This window comes from Bacillus sp. VA15 (assembly GCF_055721145.1).
Map to the genome: position 1 here is coordinate 1 of NZ_JBVQPQ010000008.1, position 23,947 is coordinate 23,947.

At 46.0% G+C, this 23,947-nt stretch carries 21 protein-coding genes and 3 pseudogenes; 13 read left to right on the forward strand and 11 right to left on the reverse strand.

What is annotated here, in order from left to right; genetic code table 11:
- On the forward strand, positions 1–85 hold an 85-nt coding region (locus AC0DBE_RS18025; protein ID WP_131121716.1), incomplete at its 5' end, for an IS3 family transposase.
- 58 nt (positions 86–143) lie between these two features.
- On the opposite strand, the pseudogene AC0DBE_RS18030 reads toward AC0DBE_RS18025, so the two are convergent.
- Together AC0DBE_RS18030 and AC0DBE_RS18035 are read right to left on the reverse strand one after the other, a co-directional pair.
- Positions 144–526, reverse strand: a pseudogene (locus tag AC0DBE_RS18030) (YbaK/EbsC family protein).
- A gap of 212 nt (positions 527–738) precedes the next feature.
- The gene (locus tag AC0DBE_RS18035; protein ID WP_242733680.1) at positions 739–1,884 is read right to left on the reverse strand and encodes a response regulator aspartate phosphatase; all 1,146 of its coding nucleotides are present in this window, start codon (positions 1,882–1,884) and stop codon (positions 739–741) included.
- A 226-nt stretch (positions 1,885–2,110) separates the two neighbouring features.
- Between AC0DBE_RS18035 and AC0DBE_RS18040 the strand changes: the two genes are divergently transcribed.
- Both AC0DBE_RS18040 and AC0DBE_RS18045 read left to right on the forward strand, forming a co-directional pair.
- Entirely contained in the window at positions 2,111–3,460 is a 1,350-nt protein-coding gene (locus AC0DBE_RS18040; RefSeq protein ID WP_472963164.1) for a YncE family protein, read from the forward strand.
- Between the two features lie 11 nt (positions 3,461–3,471).
- Positions 3,472–3,591 (forward strand): annotated as a pseudogene (locus AC0DBE_RS18045) (hypothetical protein); the annotation flags it as partial.
- A gap of 6 nt (positions 3,592–3,597) precedes the next feature.
- Here the strand turns inward: AC0DBE_RS18045 and AC0DBE_RS18050 are convergent.
- From AC0DBE_RS18050 to sboA, 8 genes are all read right to left on the reverse strand, one after another.
- Positions 3,598–4,299 (reverse strand): bacteriocin biosynthesis protein AlbG, encoded by a 702-nt coding sequence (locus AC0DBE_RS18050; protein ID WP_472963167.1) that lies wholly within the window; start codon positions 4,297–4,299, stop codon positions 3,598–3,600.
- Entirely contained in the window at positions 4,296–5,579 is a 1,284-nt protein-coding gene (locus tag AC0DBE_RS18055) for a M16 family metallopeptidase (protein WP_242733686.1), read from the reverse strand. The genes AC0DBE_RS18050 and AC0DBE_RS18055 overlap by 4 nt, the downstream gene beginning before the upstream one ends.
- Positions 5,580–5,583: 4 nt before the next feature.
- Positions 5,584–6,744, reverse strand: a complete 1,161-nt coding sequence (locus tag AC0DBE_RS18060; protein ID WP_090557195.1) for an insulinase family protein — start codon at positions 6,742–6,744, stop codon at positions 5,584–5,586.
- Positions 6,734–8,044: an antilisterial bacteriocin subtilosin biosynthesis protein AlbD gene (gene albD, locus AC0DBE_RS18065; protein WP_472963170.1), complete on the reverse strand. Its 1,311-nt coding sequence runs from the start codon at positions 8,042–8,044 to the stop codon at positions 6,734–6,736. Before albD ends, AC0DBE_RS18060 begins: the two co-directional genes overlap by 11 nt.
- The gene (locus tag AC0DBE_RS18070; protein WP_014115548.1) at positions 8,037–8,756 is read right to left on the reverse strand and encodes an ATP-binding cassette domain-containing protein; all 720 of its coding nucleotides are present in this window, start codon (positions 8,754–8,756) and stop codon (positions 8,037–8,039) included. The genes albD and AC0DBE_RS18070 overlap by 8 nt, the downstream gene beginning before the upstream one ends.
- Positions 8,753–8,914 carry an antilisterial bacteriocin subtilosin biosynthesis protein AlbB gene (gene albB / locus AC0DBE_RS18075; RefSeq protein WP_061186507.1) on the reverse strand — a complete coding sequence of 54 codons (162 nt, stop codon included), beginning with the start codon at positions 8,912–8,914 and terminating at the stop codon, positions 8,753–8,755. Before albB ends, AC0DBE_RS18070 begins: the two co-directional genes overlap by 4 nt.
- A 12-nt stretch (positions 8,915–8,926) precedes the next feature.
- Positions 8,927–10,273, reverse strand: a complete 1,347-nt coding sequence (gene albA / locus AC0DBE_RS18080; protein ID WP_014115546.1) for a subtilosin maturase AlbA — start codon at positions 10,271–10,273, stop codon at positions 8,927–8,929.
- A gap of 131 nt (positions 10,274–10,404) precedes the next feature.
- Positions 10,405–10,536 (reverse strand): subtilosin A, encoded by a 132-nt coding sequence (sboA, locus tag AC0DBE_RS18085; RefSeq protein WP_003222002.1) that lies wholly within the window; start codon positions 10,534–10,536, stop codon positions 10,405–10,407.
- A gap of 312 nt (positions 10,537–10,848) precedes the next feature.
- Here sboA and AC0DBE_RS18090 point away from each other — a divergent pair, with 312 nt between their 5' ends.
- From AC0DBE_RS18090 to fnr, 4 genes are all read left to right on the forward strand, one after another.
- Entirely contained in the window at positions 10,849–11,277 is a 429-nt protein-coding gene (locus tag AC0DBE_RS18090) for a YwiB family protein (RefSeq protein WP_014115545.1), read from the forward strand.
- Positions 11,274–12,944, forward strand: coding sequence for an arginine--tRNA ligase (gene argS / locus AC0DBE_RS18095; protein ID WP_079287538.1), 1,671 nt, complete (start codon positions 11,274–11,276; stop codon positions 12,942–12,944). The genes AC0DBE_RS18090 and argS overlap by 4 nt, the downstream gene beginning before the upstream one ends.
- Positions 12,945–13,078: 134 nt before the next feature.
- Positions 13,079–14,266, forward strand: a complete 1,188-nt coding sequence (gene narK / locus AC0DBE_RS18100) for a nitrate transporter NarK (RefSeq protein WP_472963177.1) — start codon at positions 13,079–13,081, stop codon at positions 14,264–14,266.
- Positions 14,267–14,363: 97 nt separating this feature from the next.
- Positions 14,364–15,080, forward strand: a complete 717-nt coding sequence (gene fnr / locus AC0DBE_RS18105) for a fumarate/nitrate reduction transcriptional regulator Fnr (RefSeq protein WP_014115542.1) — start codon at positions 14,364–14,366, stop codon at positions 15,078–15,080.
- Positions 15,081–15,113: 33 nt separating this feature from the next.
- Here fnr and AC0DBE_RS18110 read toward each other — a convergent pair whose 3' ends face one another.
- Positions 15,114–15,833: a YwiC-like family protein gene (locus AC0DBE_RS18110; RefSeq protein WP_472963181.1), complete on the reverse strand. Its 720-nt coding sequence runs from the start codon at positions 15,831–15,833 to the stop codon at positions 15,114–15,116.
- A 143-nt stretch (positions 15,834–15,976) separates the two neighbouring features.
- Here AC0DBE_RS18110 and arfM point away from each other — a divergent pair, with 143 nt between their 5' ends.
- From arfM to AC0DBE_RS18140, 6 genes and pseudogenes are all read left to right on the forward strand, one after another.
- Positions 15,977–16,453, forward strand: a complete 477-nt coding sequence (arfM, locus tag AC0DBE_RS18115; protein WP_079287536.1) for a Crp/Fnr family transcriptional regulator ArfM — start codon at positions 15,977–15,979, stop codon at positions 16,451–16,453.
- A gap of 217 nt (positions 16,454–16,670) precedes the next feature.
- Positions 16,671–20,357, forward strand: a complete 3,687-nt coding sequence (locus AC0DBE_RS18120) for a nitrate reductase subunit alpha (protein ID WP_472963185.1) — start codon at positions 16,671–16,673, stop codon at positions 20,355–20,357.
- The gene (gene narH, locus AC0DBE_RS18125) at positions 20,347–21,810 is read left to right on the forward strand and encodes a nitrate reductase subunit beta (protein WP_061186502.1); all 1,464 of its coding nucleotides are present in this window, start codon (positions 20,347–20,349) and stop codon (positions 21,808–21,810) included. Before AC0DBE_RS18120 ends, narH begins: the two co-directional genes overlap by 11 nt.
- Positions 21,811–21,835: 25 nt before the next feature.
- The gene (gene narJ / locus AC0DBE_RS18130; protein WP_090556990.1) at positions 21,836–22,390 is read left to right on the forward strand and encodes a nitrate reductase molybdenum cofactor assembly chaperone; all 555 of its coding nucleotides are present in this window, start codon (positions 21,836–21,838) and stop codon (positions 22,388–22,390) included.
- Positions 22,387–23,058, forward strand: a complete 672-nt coding sequence (narI, locus tag AC0DBE_RS18135; protein WP_061186500.1) for a respiratory nitrate reductase subunit gamma — start codon at positions 22,387–22,389, stop codon at positions 23,056–23,058. Before narJ ends, narI begins: the two co-directional genes overlap by 4 nt.
- A 171-nt stretch (positions 23,059–23,229) precedes the next feature.
- Positions 23,230–23,859 (forward strand): annotated as a pseudogene (locus AC0DBE_RS18140) (YitT family protein).
- The last annotated feature ends 88 nt before the right edge of the window (positions 23,860–23,947 follow it).

Consider the following 23,947-nt stretch of genomic DNA (forward strand, 5'->3'; position numbering starts at 1 on the left):
ATACATTCATTATTATAACAATATTCGTATTCAAACGAAACTAAACAACCAATCACCGATAAACTATCGGCAATTGGCTGTTTAAAAGGTGTTTTGATCCCTGTCTCAAAAACGGGGGTCAGTCCCCTTGTCTGGATGTTTTTTTATTTCCAGCCTTTACAAACATCAACCCACTCTTTTGAGTAAGAAAATTCGGATCTTCTAACGTTAATTCAATAGCGGAGTCTCTGCTGCCGCATGCCGGAAAAACAGTTTCAAACGGTTTCAGCGATACATCAAAATAAACCTCCAGGTCATGAGCCAATCCAAACGGGCAAACTCCTCCAATTTCATGGCCTGTCTGCTCAAGTACCTCATCAGGAGAGAACATTCTTGCTTTAAAGCCAAATGTTTGCCGGACAGCTTCTTGGCGATCCTTGCCGGCCTTACGCCGATGGTTTCAGCCGCCTGTTCAACTGTTGCGCTCCATGACATCCTGTTTCCGATTCCACTGTTTAAAGTTGGTTTTCACACTTTCCAGAGACATAGTACCTTGCCATCCTCTCCCATGATGTGTTGAAAAATCTTAGCATGGATTGGAAGACTGGGCAAAGAGGGGTCAAAAAAACCGCCGATGGACAGCGGTTTTTTATTTATATCATGGCTCGTTCAGCAATCTCAATATCGTGTATAAACATGGGTGTTACCCCACTCCAAAACAATACAGCAGCACTTACTGTCAAACAACCGATTAGTAACTTATACTTCAATTTCATACAAATTCACTCCTCCTTGAATGTGCTGTCTGATATCTTCAACCTTCAAAAAATAAGCGGAGGCTTTCTTAAAATCCTCTAACTTATAGTAGTATTTGGCTGCATCAAGGGCTAAATCCTCCATATCAGCGTACATCATTTTACTTTCAAGGAAAAGAAAACATTTATTAATTTGTTCTTCATCAGGACCAGATAAGTGTAAAGATTTTAAAAATTCAAACTTGAGGAGATAAACATTATCCTCAGCTTTTAGAGAATGGGCTAATCCCTTATTATAATATTCTTCTGCTTTTATCAGATTACCTAAATTAAAATATATTTGTGTAATCAAGAAGTATGGCTGAGGAAGGGAATTTATGATTTCTGCATTCTCAAATACAGTGATAGCTCTTACCAAGTGATCTATAGCATTTTGATAGTCTTTTTGGTTATTGTGACAAAGCGCAACATTATATAGAGTTCTTCCCATTAATTGAGGCAGCTGTTCCGCATCAGCCATCGAAAAAGCTTTTTGAAAATGAGATATCGCTTGATCATATTGTTTTAGATCCAAGAAATTTGCCCCAAACAAGGAGTGGCACTGAGTAAGCCTTATATCATATGCAGTCTGTGCTGTATAAATTTCATACGCTTGTCTAGCATAATCCATTGATACATAGGTTTGTTTCATATAATAGTAAACCTCAGACATCTTAAAGAAAAACTCTGCCTTCTCTATCCGATCCTTAACAAATATCAACTTGCTTTCGGCCTTTTTAAAAAATTTAATAGCCGACAGATATTCCCGCTGGTCTAGCTCATACATGCCCCTGAAGAAATTAAAATAATAATCAAGGACTCCAGTTAAACGCGCCTGTTTTTTATCAATCTCAAGCAGCAAATCTGACAATCTCGGCTGTTCCTCGATCCGCATTTTCTCTAGTGGTTCAAGGTACTCAAGCATCAGGTTGTGCCGGAATTCCATCAGTGAATAGTACAAATGAAGATCCTGATCTTCTTCCATTTGATCCAGCTCTTGTTTGATTTCTCTTCGCAAATACTCTGCATCGGGTATGCTGAATCGGCGTATGTACATATACCATTCGTTAATCTTTTCTCCGACGGAAGAAGAAGATATGACACCTGTCACGTTTGCAAATCCCTCCCTTCATTATTCTATATATGTCATATTTTATCATCATCATTCTTGTGAGAAGCGCAAAAAAACCGCAATCTTTTCTTTCGTTACACCGCATTGATGGGGATTTTTTCAAAAACTGCTTTTGCCCTCAGCAATTTGTACAAGCAAACACATTCACCTTCCATATTCTGTTGTATCTGCGTGAGCAGTGTATTTCTGAAAAGGAAGTGAAGGTATGAGAAAAAACAAGCTTTCCTTTAAAGAAAAAGCAGGAGCCACACAAGAAGAATGTTTATGTTTTTGTGAGGAAGAAGCTAGCCGTGAAGCAATGTTTCAAGCGCCGATTGAATTGCCTGAGGGGTTTGTTGTTGATCCGGCTGAAGCTGTTGCAAACGTCACGTGGAATGCAGACAGCCTTTCTTGTGTCAGTGAACGTTGCTTAATTGAGACGGGGCCTGAGCCTGATGAAATCGGTGTTCAATTTGCAGTACGCCTGCAGGGAACCGTTACGCTTCTCGTCAGTGTCTCACCAGTGCGAAATCAATATGGACAAGGGGACGGGGCCGTTTCTGTCATTCACAATGCAGAGATCGATCAAGTCGTCTATTATTCTGATAACCCGGATGATTGCCCGGATTTCAGTGGCATCACGATCGAGAACCTTGTTGTCGTTCCGCCGTTCTACGGCAGTCCTTTATCGGTGACGGGGACGATTGTGCTTGTACCGGAGCCGGAGCCTGTTTATGCGTTTACGGCGAATCCAAATGATCAATCAGTTTCTGTGATTGATACAAACACTCATACTGTTGTGACAACGATTGCTCTTCCGTACCGGCCGACAGATATTGAAATAACTCCGGATAAAAGCGCTGTGTTTGTCTTGCATTTCAACAATAATGTGATTTCTGTCATCGACTATGAGACATTAACGGTGACAGCATCTATTTTGCAGCAGCCTCAATCGATTACATTTATCCCTAATCATGAATTTGCTTATGCTTTCGCCGGCACTGTCATTTATGTGATTAGAATTGATACGTTGGCTGTCGAGAGGTCTATTCCTGTAGAAGGTTTTGATATTGCAATTGATCCCAATGGGTTATTCGCCTATGTTCTTAATTTTGGTTTAGTGCAAAAAGTGGACCTATTCACCGGCGAAGTCACAGGAACGATTGAACGAGAGCTTATCGTATCATCCATAGAAACAGATTCTACGGAGCGGTATGCGTATGTATTAGAACAAGAATTCTTATTCAATTATTTGACGGTTATTGATTTAAATACGTTTACGATCAGGGATACCCAAGAGCTGGAGCCTGACGGGCTATATGTAATGTTTACGAGTGGATCAGAGGTGTATTTACATGACAGCTTCACTGGCAATTTATATTCTGTCAGTCCGAATGGAGCAGGCGTAATTGGAAATCTTCCGCAATCAGCAACAGACTATGCGTTTACCCCGAATGGCGAATTTCTGTATGCAACTCGTTTTATAGAGCAGAGCATCATTGTTTACAACACAGATGATTATTCTGAGGAAACTGTGATATCTCTTGGGGTTTCACCGGGGGCCATTGCAATTTAATCAACATCTACAATCAGTATATTTATGCGGCACAGCCTAACAATAATACCGTGACCGTGTACCGCACGAGTGATGATACAGCTGTGACGGTGATTCCGGTTGGGGACGGTCCGTCTGTGATAGCGATATAGCTTATTTCACAGGTCGAGAGAAGTGAAGCCGTGATTAGAGAATCGTTTATAAATAAATGATCCGATCTGCTGGATGGCAGCCAGGATGACCAGAAACAGCAGTTCACTTATGGTGAAACTGAGCATCCACCCAATCCCGGCTACTGTCAGCACTCCCGCAAGAATTTTTTTGAACAGGGTACCATGCTGGAAAAGCTGCAGCAAGTATGTTCGCATGTAAAACAATAAATACAAAATCAGCAACAATGCCAGTCCCATTGAAACGGCAGGGGGCGTGTGAAGGCGGAAAGGGACGGCTTTAACGATTTCGAACATGCAGCCGAATATGATGACTTGGCATAATACAGAAGCCATCACGTATGTTTGGCGGACATTTTTATAGCTGTCACGCAGCGATTTGACGTCTTCCGCATAGCGGCTGCACAATCTGTGATGCTGGAAGTCACAGCAGCTTTGATGAGACTGTATGAGTTTCTGAAAAGCTGCTGTCATGTTTTTCACGGATTGGATGACATAGTGAAGATAGAGAAAAGCAGGCAGCATCAGAACGGCAGCGATACAAGCCAGCAGTCCGAGCTGCAAAGCATCGTTATTAAATATCTGTACATATTGCGCTGCGGCTTCGGCGACGGCCTGAACCCAGCCGAAGGAATAAGCCGCCATACCTGAGAGCAGCAGCAACACGGTAAAGACATTGCTTTTTCTCATTGTCCGATCGCCTCTTTCTGAGAAACATGAATGACCGCTTTTTTAGAAGATGCCAATGCATCAATGAGAGACAAGAAATCTTGACTATTCATACCGTGAATGATTCGGTACATGTCGAGAAACGTGCAATCGCACCTGTCACACTCGGCCGCCCATTCGAAGCATTTACGAACATAATCGCTGTCATAAATGATCGCGTCCGTCAAAGAATCCTTGCCGTATTGGAGCCAGGCCTCAATCTGTTGTTTTTGCTGTGTGACATAATAGGAAGCGACATCAATATAAGCCGAAGAATGCGCCCCTTGACTGTGAAGGATCAAAAAACCGCCATCCTCATACATGTGAGCCTCGGCTGATAAGCGATCGATTTCCAGGCGGTATGTTTGCTGAATCTCTTGAAAAAACGGTGAATCTAATTGAAATAGAATACGAGACGCGATGTCCCAATAAAGCTTTAACGTCAACAGATTGTTTTCTCCGGGAATTGCGCCGATCTGTAATCCGGTCCATGTGTCTTCCATCCGCTCCTCATTACCAAGCACCATCTTTTGTGAGAGGGCTGGTGGAGAGGAAACGGAGATGATTTTTCTTTCTGCTTTATGATCTGGACGCTTTTCCAGCCGGAGGTGAGGAGGCAAAAGGGCTTCCGTGTCTTCTGAGCCTCCGATCAAAAACAGCGTCATCCGCTGGGGCTGATAGGCGGCATTGTAGGCTTTTTGTAAATCACAGATGTCCAGCGCCTTAATGTCCTCGATTCTGCCTGCGGGGAAGACGGCAGCAGGTGAGGCGGGAGAAAGCATGCTGATCAGCTGATAATGGTAAGAGAGCTGATGATTGAGGTGTGCTGTTTGAATTTCGCTTGTAATCACAGCTTTTTCCTGAGTGATCACCTTCTTGTCAAATGAGTGGTTCCATAACGCATCAAGCAGGATGGGGATCGTCTGTCCGAGCCGATCCGGCAATGAGGTAAACATGAAATTGGTATCGGTGTAGGTGGTGAACGCGTTTAAAAGCGCGCCATGCGCAAAAAAATCATTGTACAGATTGCGGCCATTATGCCAGAAGAGAAGATGCTCTAAAAAATGCGCTGTGCCATACGGGAGAAGCGTGTCACCTGATTCTGCCTGTAAGCGGATATCCCGGCTTCCAAAATCGATTTTCACATTGCACAGCAGCAAATGGGCACGGGGGAACTTCAATCTGAATATTTTCAGCCCGCTGTCTGTGTATCTGATATCGGTTCGTTCATCCAGTTGTTGAAAAAAGGCTTTCTTTTCCATCTCTTCATCCCCTTACTACATGAGCTCCGATATAATTGATAGTCGCTATGAATGGCAATACATCGCGGCACGTAACCGCTGAGATGCCATCCAGCAAGTCTTCTTTCGTGCAGGAGAAGCGGCGCAGGATTCCCATATAGGCTAAAAGCCCTTCGGGAGAATCGAATTGCAGCAGCATTTCATTGCGTAAAAATTGCTTTGCCTGTTCTAGTTCCCGCTCATCGGCTGAAAAATGTGAGACAGCTTCCAAAACGCGCGGGGGGATCTCTTTCTCATGAAGCTGATCCGTACATATTGAAACAAGCAGCAAATTGTTCATGATGTCGTATCGGGTGATGACATGATAGACTGCCAGATCCTTTTCGCGGAAATGCTTGAATAAAGCGGAATGTCCGTACTTTCCGAGCAATCCGTCTATTAGCTGGATTTTGATATAATCGCTGGCATCTTTCAACTCCCCGCAGTCAAATCCGAGAGTCAAGACGGAAGGACCTGTTGCGCTGCGTGTCTCTGTTTCAAAAACATGCCGGTTCACGAGGAATCTTCCGGCCGTTATGGCGGACGTTTGCGATGCATGTCCCGGAATATCACATGCTTGTACATGTCCCAATATGTTCAGCTGTTTTTGTTGGGACAATAAATCAACGATGAAATCCGTTGCATTAAGAAACCGTTGTGGATGGATTGCCTGTATCTTGTCTTTTCGGCCAAACATGGCTGTGCCGTACATCGGGTTTCCGAATGCTTCCTCCGCCAAGCGGGCGGCCGAGTAGGAGAAGGGGTCAGCGAATTTCTTTTCGATTTTGAGCAGCAGTTCATCCTTTGCCTTTTCAACAGCATCTGCTGAAAGAGAAGAAGGAAAAGTCATGTCTGCAAATGTCTTCATCAGGGCATCAACTTGAAGATTCTTGTTAAATGACGGGTGAATCAAACGGGTTCCGCAGGTTTTTAGCTGCTGGTCAAAAAAGAGATTCGCTGAATACATAAAGCGGCTGCCGGCGGCGTAACCGAAAGCGTCAATGATTTGCTGCTTCAGGTGTGCAGCCGCGCCGTAAAAATAGATTGTTTCTTCTTCAGGCTCCGCCGCGCTTTCGATCGGCTTCAGAAAGCTCGCGGCGATTGAGATTGTTGAAAATTGATGAGTCTTCAGCAGGTTAACTTCCAAGCCGTTCTCTTTTGCTTGTATCAAAGAAACCACCATCCTGTTTTTGCAGGTAATAAACTATGATCAGCGCCGCAATTGGAATCACCGCCAAGGAGACAGCGGTGCCGGCTAATGTGGCTAAGAAAAGGGGAAGACAAAATAGATAAGACCGGTATTTTGAAAATCCGCTCCAGAGCTGCTGCTCCGTCTGCCAGCCGAAGGACGGCCTTTTTTCATCTGCGGTTAACCGGATAAACGCGCCCGCCAGCAGCAATTCCATACACTGCACAAAAGTAAGGGCTGAAATCGGGCGGCCGCTGATGAAGCCCACAATGATAGCGACAAGGAGAAATCCGCCGGCCAATAGGCCTGAATAAAAGCGATATTTCGCCCAAAACATCGTTCTTCGTTTAATTGGAAGCGTGATGAGCAGCGTGCTATCGTTTTTTTCAATAGAGTACAAAAGGGCGATCGGCGAGCAAATTAGCAAAAGGGCGGAAATCACAATATAAATCACTTGCTGATTGAAGATGCCGGTGTTCATCATCTGGAACGAAAAGAATCCGCTGAACGCCGCCATCACCACGTAATTTAACAGCATCGCTTTAGAAGAAATAAATCGGTTCCATTCTCTTTTGTAAAACGAAAATTCAGATCGCCGCATAAAAGAATGCATCTTGCTCTGCTGCGGAGGCGCCTGCAGAAAGACCGGAAAGTCAATGATCACTGCCCACAGCATGTGAACCGCGCATAGCGGGATCGTGACGGCCGGCATAAAAGCGGCACTGAGGCATACACAGGCGAATACCGCCGCATGCAGCAGAAACATCGAGTTCTTCTTTTTGACGAAATGGTTGCTTAGCATAACTCCGAATATTATCGAGTAAACGGTAAAAAACGAAAATCTGCCAAGCCAAAACAATGTTTGCACCCCTGACAGCGTTCCGTTTCCAAATAAGAACAGCGGTAAAATAAAAAAGAATAACGTTCTTCTCAAACAGGTATCGACAAACAGAACGACACTCTGGGCGACCCAAAAGCTCCGTGAAGAAATCGGCAGCAGGCAGCTCAGCTTCATATAGGATTCCTTCCATTGAGATGTCACGGAAAGAAACACCATATATGCGTTCATCAAGAGAAGCGCGAGTATGATATATGTTTTTCCCAACACCGATTCGTCAATGCCGGCCTGGCGGATCAGCCCGATTTCAAACACGGTGAGAATCACAAGCCCTGCAGCAATGCGGATAGCGTCCTTTTTCCCTTGCCGGCTGTAAAGCTGTTTGAACAGCAAAGACATGATGGGGAATATGTTATTCATGGCCGATCACCTCAAAAAATTCCCGCCGCAGATCGGTCTCCTCTCCAATCGGAATGACCTTTTGGATCTGTTTGTTGTGAAGAATGGCCGCAAAGTCACAAAATCTCTGCACGACATCGAGCAGATGGGAAGAAAACAAAATGGTTCCGCCTTCCTCACAGTACTCCCGCATTTTCTGATAAAAGACCTCTATTGATTCCACATCCAAACCGACGAGCGGCTCATCCAAAATAAACAGGGGAGCCCGCAGCAATAACCCTGTCATCAACACAACCTTTTGCCTGTTTCCCAAGGACAGCTCCGAGATTCTCCTGTTGATGTATTTTGAAAAATGAAAGGCCTCAGCCAAACTGGCAAACTGCTGCTCTGAAAAATCCTTTTGATAAAGCGAATGGACGAAAGACACATAGTCCTTCGCCGTAATTTCTGTAAACAGCAGCGGATAATCTGCGGCGAAGTAACGGTAAGTCTTCAGTTGATCTGATGTTTTCTGCGGCATGCCGGCCTCCGCTTCAATGCCGCACAGCGTAAAGCCCCCGCTGTAATTGCGGTTCACTCCTGTCAGCGTATTGATCAGTGTTGTTTTTCCGGCACCGTTTACCCCAAGCAATCCGTAAACGGCGCCTTTTTCTAAGTGTAAGTCCACGTGCTCTAAGATGACGTTGTCCCGTTCATACCAAACGGATACATCGTGTATATCCAAAATGCTCATCGCGAGTCAGCCTTCCGCGCGCGCATCCCGAACAGAATGGCAATGGCAATGAAAATCAGCGTAAACAGATAATCGCTTTTGACAAAATAGACGACTGCGCCGATGACAAAGACAAATGAAAGGATATACAGTAAAATTCTTCTTTGTGCTGGTGACAAATCGTTTCCCTCCTAAATAAGCTGGACCACGTCTTCTAATTGTTCATTTTTCGCCCAAGAGCAAATGTTTTTCCGGTGATATTTGTTAGAGTTCAGCCCTTTTAAGTAACAGCCTCCGCAATAGCCGCTGAACGGGCATTTGTCTTTCATGCAATGCTCGCTGAACCGCGGCGCCTGCGCTTGCCACAGTTTATGGACGAGAGGGGAGTTAAAGATGCTTTCATATGAATCATGAAAGATATTTCCCAATGAAAACTCCTTCGGAAAGAGCGCGCACGGACGTACTTCTCCGAACGGGCTGATCACAATGGACTTCCAGCCAGCGCCGCAATTTGCCGCGCGTTTTCTCTCATAAGGAATAATCGGAATCAGATCTTTAAACTCATCAATGATATTTTGCTCGTACTCCATAAATTTGCGGTGCTGCTCGGCGTCTTTTGTGGGGTGGACAATATCTCTGCCTCTTCCGAAATCATCAACCCAATTGTAAGAGAACGCCTTTGCCCCGAGATCCCGAACCTTTTGGGCCATATCGTGGATTTCCCACATGTTTTTTTCGAAAACGGACATGGCGACTCTGACAAATATACCGTGGTCACTCAACAATTTTATCGTTTTACAAGTTTGGGCAAAAGAGCCTTTTCTCCCTCTAAAGGAGTCATGGACCTCGGAATTCACACTATCGAGAGAAATGCCAACAATGATTTTTTGTTTGTAAGCTTTCAAAAGCTCCAAGCTCTCTTTTCGCATGAGTGTTCCGTTTGTTAAGACAGCGACCTTTTTGAACTTTTTGCACACATAGTCAAGAATCTCATTGGCGTTCGGATGGACAAAAATTTCTCCGCCCGTGATTTCGCATGTCAATACACCGTTGTCAAACAGCATATCAGCCGTTTTCTTGAATTGCTCAATCGACACGGTGCCGAGCGCTTCCGGCGAGCTTTCCAAATAACAGTGGGCGCATTTCAAATTACAGCGGTGCGTCAGCTCAAAGGTGGCGTGCAGCGGCATCGGAAATTCGTTGCTTCCGCTCGTGGTGATCGCATGACGGCTGGACCGATTTTCAAGCTGGATGACCTGCTTGTTCAGGAGCATGTTGAGCATGTCGTAATACCAATCCTTATGGTCTTCCGGTGATTCATCGTACACGGCGCATTGTTCCGCTAAAATCTGTTCAGCCGTTTTTTGCCCATCCATTCGCATGCAGAGCTCGTAAGCCGTTTTGTTAAGATCCAAATACTCAAAGTCAGAAATGGAGACATTATCGCGCAAGTAGTCGATTTCTAACACGCCGCCCTCAGGGAGCTGGTGAACTCTTACACTTTCATTAATAAATGGAAACATCTGCTCTATAAACAAAATACCATCCCCTATACATATGATTCAAATGAAAAACGATTGTGTATGTATAACCAAGAGGTAGATTTTAGTTAAAAATTGTAATTTACTAAAAAGGGCATAGTAGAATGACTATGCCCTTTTGGAGAATCTTATCCCCATAGACCGAATAGACCTGTAGCACCGGCAATTTCAAAATCAGGGATAGGACCGTCCACTAGACAAGCGGCTCCGATCGAGCATGTTGCACAACCTTTGTTTTCTACAATGACAGCTTTTTTCATAATTGAATCCTCCCTTTTTTTGTTTTTTCTAGCAGATCTATGTTGTACGTTTATGATAAAACTATTAAATTACCAATTCAATACATATATTTTGAAGAAAATGTGAAATAGAAATGATAGATTTCGGAAAAATGTAACATTTCCTAAAGGGAATTAGTGATATCATTTTCTCTTCTATTAAGGAAATGCTTTTTATGAGGTTTATCTTCAAATCTGTTGAGCAATGATGGTAAGATAGAAGCAGTTGAAGTTTACAAACGGAATGATTATACTATTCAAGTCAAAGTGGAATGATGAAAAGGACGTGTCAAAATGAAGCAAGAGACACCGATAACACTCCATGTGAAGTCTGTGATCGAGGATGACGGAAACCAGGAAGTCATCGAATTCCGCACCACCGGATTTTACTATGTAAAACAAAATAAAGTGTATCTATCTTATTATGAAGAACACGACTTAGGCAAAGTAAAAACGATTGTGAAAGTAAGCGAAGGCGAAGTCCTGGTCATGAGGTCAGGCGCTGTCAAAATGAATCAGCGTTTCGTAACGGGAGCTTCCACAATTGCTAAATATAAAATGTCATTTGGTGAGCTTGAGCTGAAAACAAGCACAAAATCGATTCAATCTGATCTCGGTGAAGAAAAAGGCCGTGTCAGCATCGCATATGACATGCATGTCGGAGACGAACAGCAGCATTTACATAATATGACGATCACGTATGAGGGAGGAACTCACGCATGAACATTGCGGAACAAATGAAGGACGTGCTGAAAGAAGAAATCAAAGCGGCCGTTCTGAAAGCGGGACTGGCTGAAGAAAGCCAGATTCCTAATGTCGTTTTAGAAACACCGAAAGATAAAACACACGGCGATTATTCAACAAATATGGCGATGCAGCTGGCAAGAATCGCAAAAAAAGCGCCGCGCCAAATTGCTGAAGAGATTGTCTCTCATTTTGATAAAGGAAAGGCTTCGATTGAAAAACTAGATATCGCTGGCCCGGGTTTTATCAATTTTTATATGAACAATCAATATTTAACGAAGCTGATTCCGTCTGTATTAGAAGCAGGGGAAGCATACGGGGAAACGAACATCGGAAACGGTGAACGAGTCCAGGTGGAATTCGTCTCAGCGAATCCGACGGGAGACCTTCACCTCGGCCATGCCCGCGGTGCAGCTGTCGGCGATTCTTTGTGCAATGTGCTTTCAAAAGCGGGCTACGATGTGAGCCGCGAATACTACATTAACGATGCCGGAAACCAAATCAATAACCTGGCGCTATCTGTTGAAGTCCGTTACTTTGAAGCGCTCGGCTTGGAAAAACCGATGCCGGAGGATGGCTACCGCGGCGAGGATATCATTGCGATCGGAAAGCGTCTCGCTGAGGAATACGGCGACCGTTTCGTCAACGAAGAGGAAAGCGAGCGCCTCGCATTTTTCCGTGAATACGGTCTGAAATACGAGCTGGAAAAGCTGCGCAAGGACTTGGAAAACTTTCGTGTGCCGTTTGATGTGTGGTATTCCGAAACGTCTCTGTACCAAAACGGAAAAATCGATAAGGCGCTTGAAGCGATCCGCGAAAAAGGCCATGTCTATGAAGAAGACGGCGCGACTTGGTTCCGCTCTACGACGTTTGGCGATGATAAAGACCGCGTATTGATCAAGAAGGACGGCACGTATACGTACCTGCTGCCTGATATCGCGTATCATAAGGACAAGCTTGACCGCGGCTTTGATAAGCTGATCAACGTTTGGGGCGCCGATCACCACGGCTACATCCCGCGTATGAAAGCAGCAATTGAAGCGCTGGGCTATGAAAAAGGAACGCTTGAAGTAGAAATCATTCAGCTCGTTCACCTTTACAAAAACGGCGAGAAAATGAAAATGAGCAAACGGACAGGTAAAGCGGTAACGATGCGCGACCTGATTGAAGAAGTCGGCTTGGATGCCGTGCGTTACTTCTTTGCGATGCGCAGTGCTGATACGCATATGGATTTTGACTTAGATCTTGCTGTATCAACATCTAACGAAAACCCTGTGTATTATGCACAATACGCACATGCCCGTATTTGCAGCATGCTTCGCCAAGGGGAAGAGCAGGGACTTAAGCCTGCGGCGGACCTTGATTTCAGCCATATTCAATCAGAAAAAGAGTATGACCTGCTGAAAACAATCGGCGGCTTCCCAGAGGCGGTGGCGGAAGCAGCGGAAAAACGAATTCCGCACCGTGTCACAAACTATATTTATGATCTGGCTTCTGCACTGCACAGCTTCTACAACGCAGAGAAAGTCATCGACCCTGAAAATGAAGAGAAAAGCCGCGCGCGCCTGGCTTTAATGAAGGCAACGCAAATTACGCTGAACAATGCGCTTCAGCTGATCGGCGTATCGGCTCCGGAAAAAATGTAATCATGATCAAAGGGCAAAGTCTTCGGGCTTTGTCTTTTTTTTATGCGTAAAACGTGTGATGTAATTCACAATCCTGTTTGCTGAGTTTTTGTATGATAAGACTGATTATTGAATCATTGAAAGGGGCAAGCCGAATGATCAACCGTCAACACATTCAATTATCGTTACAGTCATTAAGCTTGGTGGCAGGGTTTATGGTTTGGGTGCTGATTTCATCACTCATTTCCCAAATTACATTAGATATTCATTTAAGCAAAGGCGAGATTTCTTTGGTGACAGCGATTCCCGTTATCCTCGGGTCGCTTCTTCGCATTCCTTTAGGGTATTTAACGAACAGGTTTGGCGCGCGGCTGATGTTTATGATCAGCTTCATCCTGCTTTTGTTTCCTGTCTTTTGGATCAGTATCGCGGATTCTCTGTTTGATTTAATCGCGGGCGGTTTTTTCTTAGGGACCGGGGGAGCGGTATTCTCCATTGGGGTGACATCCCTTCCGAAATATTATCCGAAAGAAAAGCACGGTGTCGTCAATGGGATTTACGGGGCCGGAAACATCGGAACCGCCATTACCACATTTGCGGCGCCGGTTATCGCTCAAGCTGTGGGATGGAAAGCAACCGTGCAGATGTATATGGTTCTGCTTGCTGTCTTTGCATTGCTGCATGTATTGTTCGGCGACAGGCATGAGAAGAAAGTGAATGTTTCCGTAAAAACTCAAATCAAAGCCGTTTACCGAAATCATATCCTGTGGTTTTTGAGCCTGTTTTATTTTATTACGTTTGGCGCCTTTGTCGCCTTCACCATCTATCTGCCGAACTTTCTGGTGGAGTACTTTGGGCTGAATCCTGCGGACGCCGGTTTGCGGACGGCTGGCTTTATTGCCGTATCAACGCTGCTCAGGCCTGTGGGAGGACTCTTGGCTGATAAAATGAGCCCGCTCCGCATCTTGATGTTCGTTTTTGCGGGACTTACATTATCAGGCATTATCTTATCGTTCTCGCCGACGATCGGCCTTTATACGTTTGGGTCATTAACGGTGGCCGTCTGCTCAGGCATAGGAAACGGGACCGTTTTTAAACTGGTGCCTTTCTATTTTTCGAAGCAAGCGGGGATTGCCAATGGGATTGTGTCTGCTATGGGCGGATTAGGCGGTTTTTTCCCTCCGCTGATATTGGCGAGTGTATTTCAGGCGACAGGCCAATATGCGATCGGTTTTATGGCGCTTTCGGAAGTGGCGTTAGCCAGCTTTGTCCTTGTCATATGGATGTATTGGCAGGAAAGAATGAAAACGCACACGGAGAGAAACAGTCAGAGCGTCAACTAACACTGGGCATTCACAAGATTGTTAGTTTTTTCTGGATGGGTGCAAATCAATTCACGTTACAATAAATATACAACGTGACTTTCTTCGAGGTGAGCTCATGAATTTTCTCTCTGTTCGACCATCTGATAGTGATCTTATTTCCAGCGATCTGCATGAATTGCTGGAATCGATTAGTACGAAAAGAAAAATGGAAAAACACACGTATTTGTTTCGGGAAGGAATGGATGCAGAAGAGCTTTATCTGATTCAATCAGGACTCATTGAAATCGGCAAGCTGACATCTGACGGCAAAGACCTGACACTTAGAATCTGCCAAAAGCATGATATCGTCGGGGAATTAACACTTTTCACTGAAGAGCCGAGATATATGCTCAGTGCAAAAGTGCTAGAGGATGGCGAGGTGCTCGTCATTAATAAAAACAAGCTGGAAAAGGAATTAATCCAAAACGGTGCTTTGACATTTGAATTTATGAAATGGATGAGCACTCACCTCCGGAAAATCCAGTCCAAAATAAGGGATCTGCTTCTTCACGGCAAAAAGGGGGCGCTCTACTCCACCCTTATCCGCTTATCAAACAGCTACGGTGTGGAACGAAGCGATGGCATTCTGATTAACATTGTGCTGACAAATCAAGATTTGGCAAAGTTTTGCGCAGCGGCAAGGGAAAGCGTCAACCGTATGCTGGGGGACCTCCGCAAACAAGGGGTGATTTCGATAGAAGAATCCGGAAAAATTATTTTGCACAAGCGGGACTATTTGCGATGCGAGATCGAGTGTGAAAACTGTCCGCTGGAGATTTGCAATATTGACTGAAAAAACCAAGGACCGCCGGCGGTCCTTGGTTTTTTATCTAGTGATAAACATACAAATGACGGCAAAAAAGAAGCAGGCATTCACGATTTCTAGAATGCCGATCGTTTTCGCGGGCCAGTCCCTTCCGTGAAAAAACCATGCCCGCAAACTGCTTGGGATAAAAGCAAGAAATGCCCATCCTGCTCCGAGAAGAGCGGATAGAAAGGGGGACAGCAGATGGTATCCCCATGACCAGTATGCAAATACGCTGTTTTTTCTCTCCCGGATCACCGACTTCACATAAAAGGAACTTCCGATAAAAAATAAAGCAGATTGAGAAAAAATAAACCAAGCCCAGCCGTCAAGGGTTCCCGTCCCCAGCCAGCAGCTCGCAAGCCCGCCTGAACAAAAGAACAAGACACCCGCAATATCGTTCACTAGCGCCCGTTCATTTTTTCGGCGGGCATAATACATATGAATGAGGAACAGCGGCAATAAAGAAACGCCAACCCAGATGAGCGGCGGCTTATGAAAGACAGGAATAATCAAAAAACAGCAGGCCGGAACACCGTAATAATATATCCACTTTTGATAGGATTTGATCTGCTTCTTTTTCAAAGCAAGCGTGATGGGATAAACCGCCAAGTAAAGGAAAAGCCAGCCTAAGAAGAGCGGAATATGCCAGAAAACGGGGCCTCCCTTGATCATCCCGAGTAAAAATGGAATCAGCAGCATTGCCCATGCGCCGTGCTGGTTCGGAATCAGCGCCTTCATCGAAATCCTCCTTTTTTATTTCATTATAGATGCAGTCATCCTCCCGATAAGTGACATTCATCATACAGGCTGTGAAATACATCACTGCTGTACAGGCTCAATCGAGCTACACTAAAGCTATCCTTAGCACAGGAGGATTTCCTATGAATCAGTGTGACTATTTATTATTTCTGAAACAACTTCCTATGTTTAATGAAGTGCCTCTATCCATTGTCGAAACCTTGCTGAAAAACGGGACGTTTATCCGCGGAACATCTGAGCAGTCTCCACCCTTTCTTCATTCTCAATCCGTTTATATTGTATTAAAAGGCAGTGTCCGTTTTATGGACAGCAGGCTCCCTGAAGGATCGAAAACCGTTGCGCTGTGGGAAAAAGGCGATGTGTTTCCGATTGATGAAAAAGGCGGGCTGTATTTATCGCCTTTTATCTCAGTCAATGCCACTTCAGACATTCTGATTCTCAATATCCCTTACTGCACATTTAAAAAAATGATGTCTTACAATCCGCAGCTGCAAATGAATTTTTTGGGCATGCTTCAGCAAAATGTCTTTTGTTCCTATCAATTATTTTTGCGTTATCTGCACACATCACAGGATGAAAATGCCGAGCCCGGTTCTTAAATAGAGCCGGTTTTTTTGATCTTTGAATGAAAGGCGGCTAATGACTCAGGCGTCCTGCCTGAACGCCGCCTTCATCACATGCTGTGAAAGCCCTTCCTTCTCCTTTATGTGAACATTTTGTGAAAAAAGCAAAGTGTGTGACTTAGTTCACAAGGAAACACGCTGTCTCTGTTTATAGTGAACTTAGCATCACCTGACTCGGAAGGAGTGAACTCTCATGAAGAAAAAGAAAATGAGTCCGTTGTTTAGGAGATTGAACTATTTCTCTCCTATAGAACACCATTCAAATAAACATAGCCAAACCACCCGCGAAGATCGCGATTGGGAGAATGTATACAGAAACAGATGGCAGTACGACAAAGTCGTTCGCTCCACCCACGGCGTCAACTGCACGGGGTCCTGCAGCTGGAATATTTATGTGAAAAACGGAATTGTCACGTGGGAAGGACAAAACTTGAATTATCCATCAACAGGCCCGGATATGCCTGATTTCGAACCGAGGGGCTGTCCGCGGGGGGCAAGTTTTTCATGGTACATCTACAGCCCGCTCCGTGTGAAATATCCATACGTGCGCGGTGTGCTGATCAATTTATGGCGGGAAGCACTGCAGGCCCATCAAAATCCATTGGATGCTTGGAAATCGATCGTTGAAAATCCTGAAAAAGCAAAGTCCTATAAACAGGCGAGAGGGAAAGGCGGTTTTGTGCGCGCTGAATGGCCGGAGGTGCTGAAGCTGATTTCAGCCTCTCTGCTCTATACAGTCATGAAATACGGGCCTGACCGGAACGTCGGCTTTTCCCCGATTCCGGCCATGTCCATGATCAGCCACGCGTCAGGCTCCCGGTTTATGTCTTTAATCGGCGGCCCTATGCTCAGTTTTTATGACTGGTATGCGGATCTTCCTCCGGCGTCCCCGCAAATTTGGGGGGACCAGACGGACGTTCCGGAAAGCAGTGATTGGTACAATTCAGGCTATATCATCACATGGGGCTCCAACGTTCCGTTAACGAGAACGCCTGACGCGCATTTTTTGGCGGAAGCCCGCTATAAAGGCGCTAAAGTCATTTCGATCAGTCCGGATTTTGCGGAATCCTCAAAGTTCGCGGATGACTGGCTGAGTATCCGCCAAGGGACTGACGGGGCGCTTGCGATGGCGATGGGCCACGTCATTTTACAGGAATTTTACGTGAACCAAGAGACGGAACGTTTCATTGAGTACGCAAAGCAATACACGGATTTTCCGTTCTTCGTCACCCTGTCAAAAGAAAATGGCGTATACACAGCGGGGCGTTTTCTGCATGCGAAAGACATCGGGCGGCAGACAAAGCATGATCAGTGGAAGCCTGCGGTCTGGAATGAACAGACAAGCGCATTTGCCATACCGCAAGGGACAATGGGCTCCCGCTGGGACGGACAGCAGAAATGGAACCTGCACATGATCGATGAAGAAACCGGAGACCCGATTGAACCCCGTCTCTCTGTGCTGGGAATAGAGGATGAAATCGGCACGGTGCGCATTCCGTATTTTTCAAATGACGGAAACAAAGTGCTTGAGCGGGATCTTCCTATAAAAAAACTGAACCTGAACGGCGAAGAGGTTTGTGTCACGACCGTGTTTGACTTGATACTGGCCAACTACGGCGTGAACCGGGGCTTCGGCGAACAATCAGCTGTCTCTTATGATGATCCTGAGCCGTTCACGCCTGCCTGGCAGGAACAGATGACAGGAATCAAAAAAGAAGCCGTCATTAAGATAGCCAGAGAGTTTGCCCAAAATGCGATCGATACAGACGGCCGATCCATGATTATCGTAGGGGCGGGGATTAACCACTGGTTCAACTCCGACACGATCTACCGGGCAGTGTTAAATCTCGTATTACTGGTAGGCGCCCAAGGCGTAAACGGCGGAGGCTGGGCCCATTATGTGGGGCAGGAAAAGCTCCGTCCTGCTGAAGGGTGGCAGACGATTGCAAATGCAAAGGACTGGGAGGGCGTGCCCAAGCTGCAAAACGGCACCTCATTTTTCTACTTTGCGACAGACCAGTGGCGTTACGAGGACCAGCCGATCAGTGACTTGGCTTCACCGATCGCTGCGTCATCCCGCTACAAGCATCACGCCGATTACAATGTGCTGGCAGCGCGATTAGGGTGGCTGCCGTCTTATCCGACGTTCAATCAAAATGGCATTGATCTGTACAAAGAAGCTGAAAAAGCGGGTGCAACAACACCTGAAGACGTTGGTGCGTACGTGGCCTCACAACTTCAAGAGAAAAAGCTGAAATTTGCAATTGAAGATCCTGACAATGAAGTGAATTTCCCAAGAAATCTCTTTGTATGGCGGGCAAATCTGATTTCCAGCTCAGGAAAAGGGCATGAATATTTTCTCAAGCACCTGCTGGGGACGACGAATGGCTTGATGAATGACGACAGCGACAGCATCCGTCCTGAAGAAATCAAATGGAGGGAGCAGGCACCGGAAGGAAAGCTCGACTTGTTAATCAATCTCGATTTTCGAATGGCCGGTACGGCGCTGTATTCCGATATCGTGCTGCCGGCGGCGACATGGTATGAAAAACACGATCTCAGCAGCACAGATATGCACCCGTTCATTCATCCTTTTGCTCCGGCGATCTCGGCTCCGTGGGAATCAAAGTCAGACTGGGATATTTTCAAAGCACTGTCAAAAGCCGTTTCTGATCTGGCAGAAGAAGTCGATATGGAGCCGGTGAAAGAAGTTGTAGCGACACCGCTCCTCCATGACACCATGCAGGAATTGGCCCAGCCGTTCGGCAAAATCAATGACTGGAGCAAGGGTGAATGTGAAGCCATTCCGGGAAAAACGATGCCGAACATCCAAGTCGTTGAACGGGATTACAAGCACATTTTTCATAAAATGACCGCGCTCGGACCTCAGGCCGGTTTAAAACCGAGCGGCACAAAAGGGATGAGCTGGTCGATAGCCGATGAATATGAATCACTCAAAAAGAGACTGGGAGAAATTACCTCGGACAGCGTTGCAAAGGGATGTCCGAATATAAGTGAAGCAAAGCAGGCGGCAGAAGCGATTTTAACCCTATCGTCCACTTCAAATGGAAAAGTCGCCGTGAAAGCATGGGAATCACTTGAAAACATCACAAACCTGAAGCTGAAAGACCTGGCGGAAGAACGGGAGGAAGAATGCTTTACGTTCGAGCAAATTACAGCCCAGCCGAAAACGGTCATCACGTCTCCGGCATTTACAGGCTCAGAAAAAGGCGGACGCAGGTACTCGCCGTTTACAACGAACGTAGAAAAATTAATCCCGTGGCGAACACTGACCGGAAGGCAATCTTATTATGTCGATCATGAACTGATGATGGAATTCGGTGAAACAATGGCGACATTTAAACCGATCCTCCAGCATCGTCCGTTTCTGAGCAAGCGGCCTGATCAAGAGGGCAAAGAAATCGTCCTCAATTATTTGACGCCGCATAATAAATGGTCTGTCCACAGCATGTATTTTGATTCTTTGCCGATGCTGACGCTATTCCGTGGCGGGCCGACTGTGTGGATGAATAAAGATGATGCAGAGGACACAGATATCAAAGACAACGATTGGATTGAATGCTTTAACAGAAATGGTGTTGTCGTCGCAAGAGCGGTTTTGTCTCACCGGATTCCTAAAGGAATGGCGTTTATGCATCATGCCCAGGACCGCCACATCAACGTGCCCGGCACAAAACTAACGAATAACCGCGGAGGCACCCATAACAGCCCGACAAGGATTCACGTCAAGCCGACACAGATGATCGGGGGCTATGCCCAGCTCAGCTACGGCTTTAACTATTACGGTCCAACAGGGAATCAGCGCGACCTGAATGTCGTCATCCGCAAGCTGAAGGAGGTCGATTGGCTTGAAGATTAAAGCGCAAATCGGTATGGTCATGAACTTGGATAAATGCATCGGCTGCCACACGTGCAGCGTCACCTGCAAAAACACGTGGACAAACCGTGCCGGTGCGGAATATATGTACTTTAATAATGTAGAAACAAAGCCGGGCATCGGCTACCCGAAGCAATGGGAGGACCAGGACAAATATAAAGGCGGCTGGACATTGAAAAAAGGAAAGCTCGAGCTGAAATCAGGCCCGAAAACCAATCGGCTTGCTGGCCTTTTCTATAACCCGAATCAGCCGTCGATTGATGATTACTATGAACCTTGGAACTATGATTATGAAACATTAACAAACAGCCCACAGAAAAAGCACCAGCCTGTGGCGCGCCCGAAATCATCCTTGACGGGGGATTTCATGAATATCGAATGGGGCCCGAACTGGGAGGATGATCTTGCAGGCGGCCACATTACGGGGCTTGAGGACCCAAACGTGCAAAAGATGGAGGAATCAATCAAAACAGAATTCGATGAGGTCTTTATGATGTATCTGCCGCGTATTTGTGAGCACTGCATCAACCCGGCGTGCGTTTCCTCTTGTCCGTCCGGCGCCATGTACAAACGCGAGGAAGACGGCATTGTGCTTGTGGATCAAAACGCATGCCGTTCATGGAGATATTGTGTCTCATCCTGCCCTTATAAAAAAGTCTATTTTAACTGGCAAACGAACAAAGCGGAAAAATGCACCCTCTGTTTTCCGCGCTTGGAGGCGGGACTGCCGACCATCTGCTCCGAGACGTGTGTAGGCAGAATCCGCTATCTTGGCGTCATGCTGTACGACGCGGACAAAGTGGAGGAAGCGGCATCTGTTGAAAATGAAAAGGATCTCTACCATTCCCAATTGGACGTTTTTCTTGATCCGAATGACCCTGAGGTTGCCAAACTGGCAAAAGAACAAGGCATCCCGGCTGAGTGGATAGAGGCTGCACAGCAATCGCCGATCTATAAAATGATCATCGACTGGAAGATTGCGCTGCCGCTTCATCCTGAGTACCGTACGCTGCCGATGGTTTGGTACATTCCGCCGCTGAGCCCGATTATGAATCTCTTTGAAGGAAAAGGCAGCCAGCAATCTGCGGAAGATATTTTTCCGGCTATCGACCAAATGAGAATTCCAATTGACTATTTGGCGCAGCTATTAACGGCCGGTGATACGGATCATATTCGGTCAACGTTAAAGAAAATGTCTGTCATGCGCCAGTATATGAGAGCAGTCCAGACGAATAAATCCATCGACCCGGCACTGATCTCCAGTGTCGGCTTAACAGAACAGCAAATTGAAGACATGTATCGGCTGCTTGCGATTGCCAAATATGATGACCGCTTTGTAATTCCGAGCAGCCACCGAGAAGAAGTGTCTGATTTATACGCTGAACAAGGGAGCTGCGGCTTATCATTTTCAGGCGGCCCCGGCTCTTGTTTGTAACTTTTGATAAACGAGGTGTAACAAGATGAACACCACAGACCGGCAAATCACGTTCTCCGCTCTTTCCTGTCTTCTTTCCTATCCGGATGAAGAGTGGAGAGCCGAGCTTCCCGATTGGAAGGCTCTTGTCCATGAAATCAGCAACCAGCAAATCCGGGAGAAGCTGCTGCACTTTTTCGAAGCGTCAGCCAGCTTTTCTCAAGAAGCACTGATTGAACACTATGTCTATACGTTCGACTTCGGGAAAAAAACGAATATGTACGTCACTTACTTTAACTCAGGCGAGCAAAGGGAACGCGGGATTGAATTACTGCATTTAAAAAGCACGTACCAGCAATCCGGTTTCCTGCCGACAGAGAAAGAGCTGCCTGATTATCTGCCGCTTATGCTAGAATTTGCCGCGGTTGCAGAGATTGAAGCAGCGAGAAGCGTGTTTGAGAAATATCTGTCCAATGTGAGGGAGCTGGCATCCCGTCTCGAAAAAAATGACAGCATATATGCGGAGCTGCTGTACGTGCTGCTGGCCGCGCTGGAAAACATCGGCGTACGTGAAAGCATTGAAGGGGCTGTTCAGGCATGAGCGGGCAAATCCTGTGGGGCGTGATGCCATACATTGTAATGACAATCTTTATCGGCGGCCATATTTACCGCTACCAGCATGACCAATTTGGCTGGACGGCGAAATCAAGCGAGCTGTTAGAAAAGAAAAAACTCGCTGCGGGCAGCACACTTTTTCACTGGGGTATGCTGTGCGTTATCGGCGGGCATCTCATGGGAATTCTGATCCCGGAAGCTGTGTACACCTCCATTGGCATTTCAGAGCATGCTTATCACAAAGTGGCAATTGGCGCAGGCCTGCCGGCGGGGATTGTGGCATGTACCGGACTTTTCATCCTGACGTACAGACGGCTGTTTGACAAACGAATCCGCAACACCAGCTCGCCATCGGATATCCTTATCCTCATCCTGCTGCTGTTCATGATGCTGTCAGGCGTTGCCGCCACGTTTCTTAACATTGATTCGAAAGGATTTGATTACAGGACAACAGTCGGGCCGTGGTTCAGGGAGATCTTTTTGTTCAGCCCTGACGCCTCTTTGATGGAGAGTGTCCCGCTATGGTTTAAGCTTCATATCATGATCGGATACGTCGTTTTTATCCTGTGGCCGTTTACGAGATTGGTACACGTGTTCAGTCTGCCGCTCAAGTATTTGACACGAAGCTATGTCGTGTATCGAAAACGCTCGTAAAAATCCCCCTTGAAAGAGGGGGATTTTTTATGATGATGGAAACAAGTCTTACAAAACAGTTTGATAAAAAAATAAAAACGCAAGATATTTTCTGCCAAGGTAATGGCTGGGCGGCCAGAAATCCTGTTATGTTTGTATTTGGAAATAACATTCTAAAAGGGAGAGTGAAGAATGAAGCGGATTTTACTCATTTTAACTGCTTGTCTTCTGACAAGCGCGGGGGTCCTGACACTCAGACATTCTCACGTATTAACCGGCGGGACAGCCGGACTGTCACTAAGCCTGACATACTTGTTTCACTCCTCGTTTGCCATGATCTTCTTTCTGATCAATATCCCGTTTTACGTATTTTCTCTCATCAGAATGGGCATCACATTCACCCTATCTACTGTATTTGCAGTCACAGCGCTGACTCTGTTTACAAGCGCGGATCACTGGCTGCCGTCTGTCTCTTTTTCACCGCTTGCCGGGGCGATTGGTGGCGGGGCGCTGATTGGAATCGGCTTGTAGCTCATGTTTTATCATCAGGCTTCGCTCGGCGGCGCCAATATTCTCGCTTTATTTCTGCAACAGCGCTACGGATGGAATCCAGGTACGGTTAATTTCCTCTTCGATTTTGGCGTAGTGCTGGTCGGCATTTTCTCCGTCGGATTGCTGAAAGGGCTTTTTTCCTTAGTGTCGATTGCGGTCACGGGCCTGATCGTCAGCTTCTTCAAACATAAAATCAAAAGCAGCTACTCCCTCAAGCCGGCCTTGCTCCAGAACATCACACCCGGCCAATCTCAGGAAGCTTCATCATAAGCCTTTCCGCATCTTGCGGAGAGGCTTTTTACATAGAAGGTTTACCGATTAGAAAAAAGAGGTAATACGGAGGTAATTGAATCAGATT

Coding starts and splice junctions, on each gene's coding strand:
- AC0DBE_RS18040 (WP_472963164.1), top strand. CDS start 2,111: ATGAGAAAAAACAAGCTTTCCTTTAAAGAAAAAGCAGGAGCCACACAA.
- AC0DBE_RS18050 (WP_472963167.1), bottom strand. CDS start 4,299: ATGAGAAAAAGCAATGTCTTTACCGTGTTGCTGCTGCTCTCAGGTATG.
- AC0DBE_RS18055 (WP_242733686.1), bottom strand. CDS start 5,579: ATGGAAAAGAAAGCCTTTTTTCAACAACTGGATGAACGAACCGATATC.
- albD (WP_472963170.1), bottom strand. CDS start 8,044: ATGAATAACATATTCCCCATCATGTCTTTGCTGTTCAAACAGCTTTAC.
- AC0DBE_RS18070 (WP_014115548.1), bottom strand. CDS start 8,756: ATGAGCATTTTGGATATACACGATGTATCCGTTTGGTATGAACGGGAC.
- sboA (WP_003222002.1), bottom strand. CDS start 10,536: ATGAAAAAAGCTGTCATTGTAGAAAACAAAGGTTGTGCAACATGCTCG.
- AC0DBE_RS18090 (WP_014115545.1), top strand. CDS start 10,849: ATGAAGCAAGAGACACCGATAACACTCCATGTGAAGTCTGTGATCGAG.
- argS (WP_079287538.1), top strand. CDS start 11,274: ATGAACATTGCGGAACAAATGAAGGACGTGCTGAAAGAAGAAATCAAA.
- narK (WP_472963177.1), top strand. CDS start 13,079: ATGATCAACCGTCAACACATTCAATTATCGTTACAGTCATTAAGCTTG.
- fnr (WP_014115542.1), top strand. CDS start 14,364: ATGAATTTTCTCTCTGTTCGACCATCTGATAGTGATCTTATTTCCAGC.
- AC0DBE_RS18110 (WP_472963181.1), bottom strand. CDS start 15,833: ATGAAGGCGCTGATTCCGAACCAGCACGGCGCATGGGCAATGCTGCTG.
- arfM (WP_079287536.1), top strand. CDS start 15,977: ATGAATCAGTGTGACTATTTATTATTTCTGAAACAACTTCCTATGTTT.
- AC0DBE_RS18120 (WP_472963185.1), top strand. CDS start 16,671: ATGAAGAAAAAGAAAATGAGTCCGTTGTTTAGGAGATTGAACTATTTC.
- narJ (WP_090556990.1), top strand. CDS start 21,836: ATGAACACCACAGACCGGCAAATCACGTTCTCCGCTCTTTCCTGTCTT.
- narI (WP_061186500.1), top strand. CDS start 22,387: ATGAGCGGGCAAATCCTGTGGGGCGTGATGCCATACATTGTAATGACA.